At 38.8% G+C, this 13,263-nt stretch carries 13 protein-coding genes; 3 read left to right on the top strand and 10 right to left on the bottom strand.

Annotated features, from left to right (window positions below; all coding sequences use genetic code 11):
- Window positions 1–2: 2 nt before the first annotated feature.
- Entirely contained in the window at window positions 3–737 is a 735-nt protein-coding gene (locus EWU22_RS04130; protein ID WP_130924534.1) for a gliding motility-associated C-terminal domain-containing protein, read from the bottom strand.
- A gap of 69 nt (window positions 738–806) precedes the next feature.
- Between EWU22_RS04130 and recG the strand changes: the two genes are divergently transcribed.
- The gene (gene recG, locus EWU22_RS04125) at window positions 807–2,900 is read left to right on the top strand and encodes an ATP-dependent DNA helicase RecG (protein ID WP_130924684.1); all 2,094 of its coding nucleotides are present in this window, start codon (window positions 807–809) and stop codon (window positions 2,898–2,900) included.
- An 8-nt stretch (window positions 2,901–2,908) separates the two neighbouring features.
- Here recG and EWU22_RS04120 read toward each other — a convergent pair whose 3' ends face one another.
- Window positions 2,909–3,478, bottom strand: a complete 570-nt coding sequence (locus EWU22_RS04120) for a YqgE/AlgH family protein (protein ID WP_161566784.1) — start codon at window positions 3,476–3,478, stop codon at window positions 2,909–2,911.
- Between the two features lie 40 nt (window positions 3,479–3,518).
- Between EWU22_RS04120 and folK the strand changes: the two genes are divergently transcribed.
- The gene (gene folK, locus EWU22_RS04115) at window positions 3,519–4,007 is read left to right on the top strand and encodes a 2-amino-4-hydroxy-6-hydroxymethyldihydropteridine diphosphokinase (RefSeq protein WP_161566783.1); all 489 of its coding nucleotides are present in this window, start codon (window positions 3,519–3,521) and stop codon (window positions 4,005–4,007) included.
- Here folK and EWU22_RS04110 read toward each other — a convergent pair.
- Entirely contained in the window at window positions 4,002–4,646 is a 645-nt protein-coding gene (locus EWU22_RS04110) for a sterol desaturase family protein (RefSeq protein WP_109322092.1), read from the bottom strand. The genes folK and EWU22_RS04110 overlap by 6 nt on opposite strands.
- Window positions 4,647–4,720: 74 nt before the next feature.
- Complete coding sequence (gene bshA, locus EWU22_RS04105; protein WP_130924531.1) at window positions 4,721–5,884, bottom strand: N-acetyl-alpha-D-glucosaminyl L-malate synthase BshA; 1,164 nt, start codon at window positions 5,882–5,884, stop codon at window positions 4,721–4,723.
- Between the two features lie 92 nt (window positions 5,885–5,976).
- On the opposite strand from bshA, the gene purN reads away from it, so the two are divergent.
- Window positions 5,977–6,546 (top strand): phosphoribosylglycinamide formyltransferase, encoded by a 570-nt coding sequence (gene purN / locus EWU22_RS04100; RefSeq protein ID WP_130924530.1) that lies wholly within the window; start codon window positions 5,977–5,979, stop codon window positions 6,544–6,546.
- Here purN and EWU22_RS04095 read toward each other — a convergent pair whose 3' ends face one another.
- The 6 genes from EWU22_RS04095 to EWU22_RS04070 form a co-directional block, all read right to left on the bottom strand.
- On the bottom strand, window positions 6,547–7,971 hold the full coding sequence (locus EWU22_RS04095; protein ID WP_130924529.1) for a TolC family protein: 1,425 nt from the start codon (window positions 7,969–7,971) through the stop codon (window positions 6,547–6,549).
- A 1-nt stretch (window position 7,972) separates the two neighbouring features.
- Window positions 7,973–11,092, bottom strand: coding sequence for an efflux RND transporter permease subunit (locus tag EWU22_RS04090; protein WP_130924528.1), 3,120 nt, complete (start codon window positions 11,090–11,092; stop codon window positions 7,973–7,975).
- Window positions 11,093–11,101: 9 nt separating this feature from the next.
- Window positions 11,102–12,223 (bottom strand): efflux RND transporter periplasmic adaptor subunit, encoded by a 1,122-nt coding sequence (locus EWU22_RS04085; RefSeq protein ID WP_130924527.1) that lies wholly within the window; start codon window positions 12,221–12,223, stop codon window positions 11,102–11,104.
- Between the two features lie 6 nt (window positions 12,224–12,229).
- Complete coding sequence (locus tag EWU22_RS04080) at window positions 12,230–12,496, bottom strand: hypothetical protein (protein ID WP_109322086.1); 267 nt, start codon at window positions 12,494–12,496, stop codon at window positions 12,230–12,232.
- Between the two features lie 93 nt (window positions 12,497–12,589).
- A complete protein-coding gene (locus EWU22_RS04075; protein ID WP_130924526.1) occupies window positions 12,590–12,844 on the bottom strand; it encodes a hypothetical protein in 255 nt (84 codons plus the stop codon).
- A 153-nt stretch (window positions 12,845–12,997) separates the two neighbouring features.
- Window positions 12,998–13,246 (bottom strand): DUF4834 domain-containing protein, encoded by a 249-nt coding sequence (locus tag EWU22_RS04070; RefSeq protein WP_109322084.1) that lies wholly within the window; start codon window positions 13,244–13,246, stop codon window positions 12,998–13,000.
- Between the last annotated feature and the right edge of the window lie 17 nt (window positions 13,247–13,263).

The raw sequence follows: 13,263 nt of genomic DNA, 5'->3' as shown, positions 1-13,263 counted from the left end.
TATTATCTTACAATGGTCAAGTTACCATAAATAGTCCCATATTCCTCACTAGGTGTAATGCGGTACATGTATGTTCCAGAGGGCAAATCCTTCCCATTAAACTTCCCCTTGAAGGGTTTTTCTTCATATTGATACCCCGTACTTTCAAAAACAGGCTGCCCCCATCTGTCAAATATCACAATGTTGGCATCAGGATAATTGTATAAATAGTCAATAAACCATTCATCATTGGTATCATCCGAATTGGGAGTAATGGCATTGTATGGATGTATCTTAACTAAAACAACGACGTCAATGGTCGCAAAACTTTGACATGGTTGACCCGTAGTGGCGTCTTTACCGACTCCCGTAATAAAATAAGTTAAAGTAAAACTGGTCCCTTCTAAATCCTGATGACTCTGGATGATTTTCTGAATATCGAAGGTCGTATTTAATCTAGTAGAATCCGTTACGCCAATCTCTTGCCCTCGATTTGTACCTGCTAATGTCCATGTCCATTTAATATCCGCATTCTGAGCACCATTGACAGGAATAGGAATAGGACTAGGGTAAGGTTCACCTATAAGGCGATTGGGAGAAAACACCACTACTTTTTTTTCAGTAGCTACCCAAACCGGACATTGAGCCCATGAAGACACATAAGTTCCCAATAAAAAAACGAGTAACAAGAATGACTTTACACGAGTTAAAGAAGGGTATGTTAATCTAGAAATTAATAAAGTGTTTGTTAAAAACATAAAGCTTAAAAAATTCTCCCTAAGGTTTTGTAAATATACCTAAATTCACAAAATTTTTAAGGAATGCCCATGACCCATTTTTTTGAAACAGATTTAGCTCTATTACGCGGTATCACTCCCGCAAGGCTTAGTTTGCTTCAAACGGAGTTAGGTCTTTTTACCTATGGCGACTTAATTCAATATTTCCCCTTTCGCTACGAAGACCGAACAGCCATTTATTCCATTGACCAAATTACGGAACAAATGGAGCATGCTCAATTTGTAGGACGCATTCGTTACAAAGAAAAAATAGGTCAGGGACCCAAGCAAAGGCTCGTTGCCCAATGTTGCGACGAATCTGGCTGCATTGAACTCGTCTGGTTTCAAGGCATTAAATGGCTTGAAAAAACCTTAACGCCTGGGGTGGATTATTTATTTTATGGCAAGCCCACTAGCTTCAATGGGCAAATGCAAATTACGCATCCAGAAATGGAAGTATACAAGGGTAAAGCACAAAATGACACCTATTTTCATCCAGTTTATTCCTTAACTGATAAATTAAGAAAAAAATACATCGACAGTAAAGTGATTGCTCAATTGCAAAAAAATGTCTTGCAAGTGGCCTTCCCTTACATTCGAGAAACGCTACCCGCTGAAATTATTCAACAATTTAAACTCATTTCTAAGCAGGAAGCCCTATACCATATTCATTTACCCCAATCCGAGAATTGGTTGCATCAAGCCAAAAGACGTTTGAAATTTGAAGAGCTCTTTTATAACCAACTCCGATTAATCAAACAAAATTTAGTCAGGAAAACCGCGTTTCCGGGACAGGTCTTTTCTTCGGCTGCCCTACTAACCAATTTCTATCAGAATCACATGCCCTTTGAGCTAACCAATGCGCAGAAAAAAGTGATTCGAGAAATTTTTCAGGATATGAAGTCGGGCCAACAAATGAACCGACTCCTCCAAGGCGATGTAGGATCTGGCAAAACGATTGTTGCTTTTATAGCCATGCTTTTGGCTATTGATAATGGCACACAAGCCTGCCTAATGGCTCCTACCGAAATTCTAGCCGATCAGCATTACCAAGGTTTAAAGAAATTTGCTGATTTATTGGATATCCGAATCGCAAAATTAACTGGGTCAACTAAAAAGAAAGATCGACAAGTTTTGCATGAGGATTTAGCCTCGGGAAAACTGCATATTTTAGTGGGAACCCATGCCATATTTGAAGATGTAGTCCAATTTCATAATTTGGGACTATGCATCATTGATGAACAACATCGTTTTGGCGTAGCCCAACGAGCTAAACTTTGGGATAAAAACAAACAGACCCACCCGCATGTGATGGTGATGACGGCCACACCGATCCCGCGTACTTTAGCTATGACCTTGTATGGGGATTTAGACATTTCCATCATTGATGAAATGCCAGCAGGAAGAAAAGCCATTCAAACGATCAATCGTTATGATAGTCATCGGCTACAAGTATTTGGCTTTATTCAAAATGAATTGAGCAAAGGTCGACAAGTATATATTGTCTATCCTCTGATTGAAGAATCCGAAAAAATGGATTTCAAAGATTTAATGGATGGCTTTGAAAGTATTTCCAGAGCCTTTCCCGAAGTGCCTTTGGGTATTCTTCATGGTAAAATGAAGTCGGCCGATAAAGATTTTGAAATGGCTCGCTTTGTCAAAAATGAAACCAAAATCATGGTAGCCACTACCGTTATTGAGGTAGGCGTCAATGTCCCTAATGCCAGTATTATGATCATTGAAAGTGCTGAAAGATTTGGATTGGCACAACTGCATCAGCTTAGAGGCCGTGTAGGTCGTGGGGCTGAACAGAGTTACTGTATTTTAATGACCAATTATAAGTTAAGTGCCGATACCAAAAAAAGGATAGAAACCATGGTTAGAACCAACAATGGTTTTGAGATTGCCGAAGTAGATTTACAATTGAGAGGACCCGGCGATTTAGGAGGTACGCGTCAAAGTGGTGCTATTGATCTGATGATTGCTGATCTTGCCAAAGACGGCGAAATCTTAAAAGTTGCTAGAGAAACTGCTCAGAAAATATTGGATGAAGATCCTCAACTAACACATCCTAATCATCAGATGATTCGTGAACAGGTTGCACATCAACGAAGAGACACGACTAACTGGGCTAAAATAAGCTAAGAGACTCTTTAGTTTAAATTTGGGTCATCTGGATAAGTAGATAGCACCCGATAATCTCCTCCTTTATCAAACAAGACTTTCCTCCACAAATTCATAGTTGGTTCATCAAAAACATATTCCGCCTTGGCTGGATGTAGCATCCAAGCATTGGATTTCACTTCTCGATCCAACTGACCAGCACCCCAGCCTGAGTAACCAATAAAAAATTTAATTTCTTCAAAATTAATTTCTCCTCCTACCACTAATTCGATGGCTCTTTCGAAATCACCTGACCAAAATATTCCTTCTCCAATCTCAATTCCATCGGGTATTAAATCAGGCCTACGGTGAATAAATTGCATGATAGTGGGGTCAACTGGCCCACCCGAATAAAGCGGCACATCTTCCATAACCTTTTCATCCATGTAAGAATCCAACACAATTTCTTGTCGTTGATTTAACACCAATCCAAAGGAATGAGAGGATGAATGTTCACATAATAATACCACGGAACGATGAAAAGAGGGATCCTCCAAAAATGGTTCCGAAACCAATAGCATACCTGGTTTTAATTCCAATGGAGCATTTTTCTTAGGCATAAAAAAGAAATTTGTAAGTTTGTTAGAAATGAAATTGACCATGGCCACCAACATTTACCTCTCTTTAGGAGGCAATCTAGGAAATACCCTCGAAATTTTTAAAAATGTCTATCCAATTCTTGAAAAAAAAATAGGGCCAATACTTCAATTTTCATCCATTTATCAAACCAAAGCATGGGGAAATACGAATCAAGCAGATTTTTTAAACCAAGTTTTAGAATTACTGACCGAACTCCCTCCACAAGAATTAATCGCTGAATTATTAGCTATTGAATCAGAGTTAGGTCGAGTAAGAAAACAACAGTGGGAAGCAAGAATCATTGATTTGGACATTCTATTTTATGGAGATCAAATTGTCCAAGAAAGTAATTTACAAATCCCTCACCCCTTTTTACCTCAAAGAAAATTTGTATTAATTCCTTTGGCAGAAATAGCCTCAGCATTTATACATCCTGTATTGAAAAAGAACATGAGCACAATCGAATCCGAATGTCCAGATAGTTCAGAAGTCACGAAACTGTCATTATAAGTTTTCCTGAACCTTTGCTTTATCCATGGTATCCATCGTACCAAACACATAATCCCAAATAGGAGAAGAAACACCAAATACAGCATTTCCATCTTTATAATGGTGAACAGCATGATTAACCCAAAGCAATTTGAAATAGTTTTTGGGAGGAGGATAAGCATGTACACAATAATGCACTAATAAGTAAGATGCATAACCCCAGATGAATCCAGGAAAGAAAGCAAAAGCATAATTGTTTAAGGCAAAATAGGATATAGAAAAAAGCATTCCTACGACTAATACAGCAATCACTGGTGGCATCGCCAAGCGAGATTTATCTTTTGGATATTCATGGTGCACACCATGAGCAATGTACTGAAATTTGGAACGCGCTTCGGTGGTGGGCTCAATGTGATAAATGCTTCGATGCACCCAATATTCAATGAATGTAAATCCGAAAAATCCGATTAAAAATAGGCTTAAAATCACCATATTATCCAATACCGCATATGTAAATGCAAAGTACAAAAGCACCATGCCCGTTAAAAAAAATAAAGTTACTGGTATAGCAATATGAGTTCTTGACAACCTCTCCAAAAAAGGATTTTCAAATAATTGTTTGGAACCCGAATGCTTCGGACGTATGTTTTGTTTTTCCATATTTCGAATTTTTAGAAAAAAATCGGAATTGAATTGTTAGTAGACTTAGGCAATAGATACAAAAATAATAGAAACTATTCGCTATCCAAAAGATTCTGAGTAGGGAATTTCCAACTTTGACTTATAACTCTTTGATAGTAATTTTCGTAGAGTGGCAATATTTTCTCAATGTCGAATAATTGGGCTCTTTCCAATGAATTCTTCTTCATTTGCGTCAATAATGCTTCGTCTGAAAGTAGTTTAATGGTATTTTTGGCCATATCTTCAATATCACCAATTTCACTCACAAAGCCCGTTTCTCCATGAATATTAACTTCCGTAATTCCTCCAGCATTGGATGAAATCACGGGCACTTCACAGGCCATAGCTTCTAAAGCTGCCAAACCAAAACTCTCTTTTTCTGATGTTAAAAAGAAGACATCTGCTAAAGAAAGGGCTTCTTCAATGGTATCCAATTTGCCTAAAAAACGAACATCTCCTTGAACGCCTAAATCCCTACAAAGCGCTTCAATGGCAGAACGTTCTGGTCCATCACCCACTAACAACAATTTGGAAGGAATTACTTTACGGACTTTTTCAAATACATGAATGATATCTTCAATTCTTTTTACTTTCCTGAAATTGGAGGTATGCATCAACAGCTTTTCTCCATGTGGGCAAATAGCTATCTTGAAATGCTCTTTGGCTTGTTTTTTAAAGCGCTTGAGGTCAATGAAATTTGGGATAACTTCAATTGCACTTAAAATCTCAAATTCGGCATAGGTATCATTTCTAAGACTTTCAGATACTGCTGTAACTCCGTCAGACTCATTGATGGAAAAAGTAACAACGGGCTCAAAAGAAGGATCCCTTCCTACCAAAGTTATATCTGTTCCGTGCAAGGTTGTAATTACCGGCACGTGGATTCCTTTATACTTTAAAATTTGCTTCGCTAAATATGCTGCAGAAGCATGAGGAATAGCATAATGCACATGCAATAAATCCAACTTTTCATTGATGGTCACATCCACCATTTTACTGGCTAAAGCAGATTCATAAGGTAAATATTGAAACAAAGGATAAGATGCCACACTCACCTCATGATAAAAAATATTCTCGGAAAAGAAATCCAATCGAGGGGGTTGGGTATATGTGATAAAATGCACCTCATGGCCAACCGAGGCAAGGGCTTTTCCTAACTCGGTTGCCACAACCCCACTTCCTCCATACGTTGGATAACAAATGATTCCTATTTTCATGTTCCGATTTTGACCTGAAGAAACAAAACTTGAAATTTTGCCTAAAGGTTCCGCAATATGGCCTAAATTTGTAAGAAAATAATCGTTTAGGCTTGAAAAACATCGTCATTTTTGCTTCAGGATCAGGTTCCAATGCGGAAAAAATCATTCAACATTTACAAGGCTCCCTCTTGGCCCAAGTAAGTAGTATTTACTGCAACAATCCCGAAGCGGGCGTTATAGAACGTGCCAAACGACTAAATATCCCTTGTCGAGTTTTCTCCCGTGAAGAGTATAAAAATGGGGTTGTATTGAGCGAAATTCAAGCTTTGCATACGGATTGGATTGTATTAGCTGGATTCTTATGGCTGATACCAAGTAGTTTTGTTCAAGCATATCCTCAACGCATTGTCAACTTACATCCTGCCCTGTTACCTAAGTTTGGAGGAAAAGGCATGTATGGTCATTTTGTACATGAAGCCGTCATTGAAGCAGGAGAAAAGGAATCAGGTATTACCATACATTTTGTGAATGAAAAATACGATGAAGGGGCCATCATTCATCAAAGTTCATTCAGCATTGATCCTGGCGACAGCCCAGAGGATGTCGCCAGAAAAGGCCAAGTTCTCGAACACCGTGATTTCCCAGCAGTGATTGAAAAACTAATTGAGCAATCAAATTAATTACCAGCCTCCTCCCAATACTCGGTAGAGCTGAATGGCATGTATCCAACGTTTTCTTGAAATTTCAAGCAATTCCAATTCCGAACGTAAAGCATTTTGTTGGGCAGTAAGTACTTCTAAATAGTTTGCCTTAGCGGTGGTAAATAGTGTTCCCACAGTAGCGATGGCTGATTTTGTCAACATCACTTCTCGCTCCTTAAGCTGATCCATTCGCTGCAAATAAGCTAAGGATTTCACCTGAGTATCCCATTCCAAAAAACCTTTTAAAAGTGCATTTTGATAGGTTAAATCTAAGGCCTTCCATCGAGCATTTTCCCGACCAATTTGAGAATACAATGCGGAACGGTTTAACCAAGGTGCTGTAATTCCTCCAATTAATTGATAAGCCATGGAAGCGGGCAATTGAAACAAATAAGCTGGCTGAAAACCTTGAACACCTAACATGCCTGATAATACAACCGATGGTTTCAACGCCAAGTCGGCACTTTGCTTATTTAACAATTGTGCCTCCAATTCTAATCTAGCTTGACGAACGTCTGGTCTTCTTTCCAATTGATCAATCTGGATTTGCGCATACATAGAGCTGTCCAATGAACAATTGAAAGGATATTGAGATCGTGCTATCTTTTTATTAGGCTGATTTAACCAATACCTAAGCTGATTTTCTAATTCGATAATCTGTTGTAAAACCAGACCTTCCTGAGCTCGAGAATTCAACCACTGTGCCTCCAATTGCTGGACAGCAGACTCATTCACCACACCAGCTTCTTTCTGAATTTTAACCAAATTCAATGCACTGTATTGAATCCCAATATTGGTTTTCAGAATATCTAACTCTTGATCTAATGCGACTAACTGACCATACATGCCTGCTACTTCAGAAACCAAGGAAGTAATGTACCATTGTTGACCTGATTCCGTAGCTAAATACCGCAATGCACTCGCCTTTTTACGTTTAGAAAGCTTGCCCCAAATATCCACTTCCCAAGAAGCCTGCAAGCCTATCATCACATCGGGCAAATGCTCCGGGATAATTTGATCTTGGGAAATATTGGGCGAAAACTTAGTATCATAATTCCCTACACCATCCATGGTGTATTTACTGAATTTTCTCAAACTAGGTTGAATAACACCTGAAACTGTTGGCTTCATAGCACCTCGGTCAAATGTATATTGAGCACGACTAATGGCCAGATTTAGGAATCCAATTTTAATATCATTGCTGCGGATCAAGACAGAATCAATCAATTGCACTAATAAACTGTCTTTCTTCCAACAGGCTTCAATGCTAGAAACAGACTGTCCCAAATCTTTCATCCGATAAGATTCTAATTCCGCATCAATCTTTCGGGCGTCTCGGAAAATGGCTTGCTGACAAGACAGCAAGCTCATGGAAAATATACTTATTATGATAATTAGACGCATATTAAACCTTGGGTTTAGAAAATTTAGCAGATATACTAGCAAAGACAACAAACAATCCAGGAATAAGAATTAATCCTCCTATCGTTCCCATAATCATACCACCTGCAGAGGCTGTACCAATGGTTCTATTACCAATCGCACCTGCTCCACTTGAAATCATCAAGGGAATCAATCCCGCCACAAAGGCAAAAGATGTCATCAAAATAGGTCTCAATCGAGCAAAGGCTCCCTGTTTAGCCGCATCCATAATGCTGGCACCTTGTTTCATTTGCGCTAAGGCAAACTCGACAATCAAAATGGCATTTTTGCCCAACAAACCAATCAACATAACCATGGCTACTTGTGCATAAATGTTGTTTTGAAGTCCAAAAACCTGCAAGAATAAATATACCCCAAAGGCCCCCATCGGTAAAAAGATCAACACAGGGAATGGCATTAAAAATGATTCATACTGAGCAGAGAGCAATAAGTACACAAATACCAAACAAACGATAAAAATGAAAATAGCTTGATTCCCCGCTAAAAACTCCTCCCTTGTCATGCCTGACCATTCAATGGTATAACCTCTCGGCAGGTTTTTAGCCGCTTGAGTTTGTATCTCTTTCAAGGCCTCACCTGTACTAAATCCTGGAGCTGGTTCACCATTCACCATGGCGGAAGTAAACATATTAAATCGTGTCAGTTGCTCTGGACCATACACTCTCCTCATTTTCATGAATGAGGAATAGGGCACCATTTCTCCATCTTTATTTTTGGCATAAAACTTCATGACATCATCTGGATGAATACGATAACTAGGGTCCACTTGCACCATGACTTTGTACATCTGTCCAAATCGGATAAAGTTCGTTGCATAAAAACTACCTAGTAAGGTTTGCAAATTATCCATGGCCGTTAACACATTCACTCCTTTTTGGGCAGCAGCTGATTGATCCACTTCCAACATATACTGAGGAAACGTAGGGTCAAAACTGGAAAAAGTATTTTGGATGGCTGCTGATTCATTCAGCTTTTTAGCAAACTCCAATGTTACGGCAGATAATTTTTGTAAATCTCCACTACCTGTTCTATCCTGCACTCGAAATTCAAATCCAGAGGCATTTCCAAAACCAGGCACAGCAGGAGGAGGAATAAGCTGAATGCTTGCATCTTTAATTTCCTTTGTTTTTTCACGAACTTCCTCAATCACCTCATCGAGGTTTTTATCGCGCACATCCCATGGTTTTAAGGTCACAATACCCATTCCAAAAGAAGCCCCGCTTCCATCTGTTAATAAACTAAAGCCTGCCAAACTAGAAAAGGATTCTATGGCCGACACACTTTTAATTTGTTGGTACACATCATCCATCACTTTTTCTGTTCTTTCTAATGTCGCCCCAGATGGAGTTGTTACGTTCACATATAACGTTCCTTGATCTTCTGTTGGAATAAATCCTGTAGGTACTTGACGAACCAAAAACACGGTAGCTAACGTGAAAATCCCTAAGGTTCCCCACATGATGGTTCTACGATGAATGATAAACTGCACTACCCCAAGATACTTATTGGCAATCTTGTCATAGCGATGGTTGAAAGCAATAAAGAATCGACCCAATATATTTTTATCATCCAAATGAGGCTTTTTCAATAACAAGACACAAAGTGCAGGTGTTAGCGTTAATGCCGTTAATCCTGATAAGGCAATGGATATAGCCATAGTTACCGAAAACTGCCTAAAGAATACTCCCACAGGTCCAGATAAAAAAGCAACTGGTACGAAAACCGAAACCATCACTAAGGTAATGGCCATGATTGCACCTGAAATTTCAAACATGGCTTCTTTGGTAGCTGCTAGTACTGACATATGCTTTTCTTCCATTTTAGCATGGACTGCCTCCACCACCACAATGGCATCATCGACCACAATACCAATGGCCAAGACCAAAGAGAACAAGGTTAATAAGTTGATCGAAAAACCAAAAAAGAGCATGAAACTAAAAGTTCCGACCAAAGAAACTGGAACGGCGATAATAGGCACCAAGGTCGCTCTCCAATCCTGTAAGAATAAGAACACCACTAAAGCCACCAATAAAAAAGCTTCCAATAATGTCTTGATTACCTCATGGATAGATGCATCTAAAAAGCGGGAAACATCATAACTAATGGTATAACCCATACCCGGAGGAAAGGTGCTAACTTTTAATTCTTCTAAACGTTTTTTCACCGTGGCAATCACTTCTGCCGCATTAGACCCTGGTCTTTGTTTTAGTAATATGGCTGCTGAAGGTTTCCCATTTTCCTTAGATAATACATCATAATCTAATGATCCAAACTCGATATCTGCTACATCTTTTAATCGCAATAATTGACCCGATTCCGTGGACTTGATGATGAGATTTTCATACTCTGCCACTTGGGTAAACTTCCCCGTATATCGAAGCACATATTGCAATGCTTGGGCTCTTTTACCTGAACTCTCGCCAATTTTACCAGGTGCGGCTTCCACATTTTGACTCCTTAGAGCCGCCACTACGTCATCGGCTGAAAGTTTGTACGCAAATAAGCGGTCAGGGTGTAACCACACACGCATGGCATACTCTCTTGAACCCATAATATCCGCAAAACCCACCCCATTGATACGCTTCAATTCAGGCAATACGTTGATATCAGCAAAATTGTAAATAAACTTTTCATCAATGCTTGAATCCGAACTTAATAAGTTCACATACAGCAACATACTATTCACTTCCTTCTCTGTCACCACACCTGCCTTAATTACCTCTTCTGGCAATTCATCCAAAACCGTTTGAACTCTGGTTTGTACATTGACCGCCGCTACATCTGGATCAGTGCCTACTTCAAAATAAACTTGAATGATACTAGTTCCATCATTTCCAGAAACAGATGTCATGTAGGTCATGCCGGGCACTCCGTTGATGGCCCGTTCCAAAGGTGTCACCACAGCTTTTGCACATACTTCTGCATTAGCTCCAGTATATTTCGTTGTAACTGTCACCGCCGGAGGAACAATATCTGGAAACTGTGTAATGGGCAGTTGCTGCATAGAAATAACTCCCAAAATCACAATAAAGAGGGAAACAACAATTGCCAGAACCGGTCGGGTTATAAATTTTTGTACCATGGTTCTAGCTTAAAGTGTTTTAGATTTTTCCAAAATGCGACGCATTGGAATATACTCTCCTTTGATCTTTTGTCCCTGTTTCACCAGTTGAATACCTTCAACTAATAGGGTATCGGCAGAATTGAACCCTTTAACTAAATAAAAGTGCGGCATCCGAATCTCAGGTACTAGGCTTTTCATCTTCAACATACCCGTCTTGTCTTTGACAAAAACATAGTTTTTTTCCTGAATTTCGAATACCGCCTTTTGTGGAATTAACCAGTAACCATTCACCTTTTTGGGCATTTGAACGCGACCAGATGATCCATGTTTCAACAGTTTTTCTGGATTATCAAATCTTGCCCGAAAGGCAATATTACCTGTATTCTTATCAAACTCACCTTCAATTGTTTCCACCTTACCAGAATGTGGGTACAAATCACCGTTGGCCAATAATAACGTGACAGCGGTATTGTTTTTAAAACCTTCTCCCAATTCTGCAAATGCCAAATATTCCTTTTCAGAAACATTAAAATAGGCAAATACGTTTTTGGTATCCGATAAGGTGGTTAATAAAGTGCCTTCGTCGACTAAGCTACCCGATTTGAAGGGGAGCCGATCCACTACCCCATCAAATGGCGCCCGAATAGAAGAATATTCAACGCGTAATTGAGCCGCTTTTACGTGAGCTTCTGCTTCCTCTTTTTTCGCCTTTAATCCTTCTATTTTAGCTAATGCTATGGATAATTGGTTTTTCGCAATGACATTTCGATCTACCAGTAATCGGGTATTAATTAACTCCAATTCCTCCGCTTTAATATCAGCCATGGTTTGGTTTAACACCGATTTGGCTCGCATGACCTCAGCCAAATACTCCAAATTATTAATGGTGAATAAAACTTGTCCTTTACGAACTGCCTTTCCTTCATCCACATGTATTTTATCCAAATACCCTTTTACTCGGGCTCGTATTTCTACGTTGTTGATGGCATGTATATCTGCCACAAACTCCTGAGATATAGTTGTATCCATTTGGATAGGTACACTGACTTCTAGACTGGATATTTCCTGACTATTGGATTCATTTTTAGTACCGCATGCTTGCAAAAGGATAATTCCCATACATAACACTAGCTTAGACGCTCGATTCATTTTACTTTATTTAGGTTGGGCAATTGCCTGTTGTTTATAAGAACTTCGTTCTAATCCTTGGCTAACTTCTACGTTTTGTTCAATTAAGGTTTCTCTTTTTTGATACTTAGGAGTCTCTTTACTTACTTGTTTAGAATACCCTTTATTGATCACTTGAATAACTTTAGCTTCGGATTTAATATTTTTATTTATCTGGGCTTTATAATTAGCCGGTACTTGGCTAATCCCTATGTGTGCACAGAAAACACATAAGAATAGCATGAAATATTTCATATAATTCAAATTAATAGATGTGTGAAAGCTAAAAGCCCCACTCACCTGATACAAGAAATGTTTTTGTATTGTTTTGTTTCTAATTGTTCGGGGTTAGACCGACAATTGAGGAGGAGGACAAATCATGTCCAAAGAGATATCCTGATAAGGATTAGTCTTTAGCTGAACGACTAATTCAGGTTGATTCACTTGAAATAACTGAAAATGGGATGCGGGCTGAAGTAGAAATACAAATCCTTCTTCTTCCATGTCTTGCGCTTCATCAGAAGATTGACCTTCTGAATTGATGTCAGAGAACTGATCTACCCAAACTTTTGATGCTTCTTGAGTATTTTTAATCGTGCTCAAAATCAAGCTGTCGTTGATCATCAAGACGGCAAGCAAGAAAAAACACCACGTTAATAAATTCCTCATTTAGGCAAAAAAAGTACAATTGGTTTAAGAAAGGTATGCTATATTAAACCGAAAAACCACAAAATCGTTTTAAAATACTAAATAATATTATTCTTTAATCTCTTCAAAAGGCACATAATCGCCATCATCTACTTTGGTAGACCGAGGCTTTGATTTAGCTTGAGGCGGGACATAGTCCACATCTATACTTCCTTCTCTTTTTGTCTCTTTTTGTCGATAAGCCTGTTCAGATTGCTGTCTATGTACCTGAGTAATAATATAACTCTTAAACAGCAATTTGAACAAAGGCCTAATGACGTATATAAACAAGAAAATAAGACCGAGAATCTTTAACATATTTTTATTTTTTGTCT

Source organism: Aquirufa nivalisilvae (assembly GCF_004307455.1).
Lineage (GTDB): Bacteria > Bacteroidota > Bacteroidia > Cytophagales > Spirosomataceae > Aquirufa > Aquirufa nivalisilvae.
This window is presented reverse-complemented; position numbering and strand designations above follow the sequence as displayed.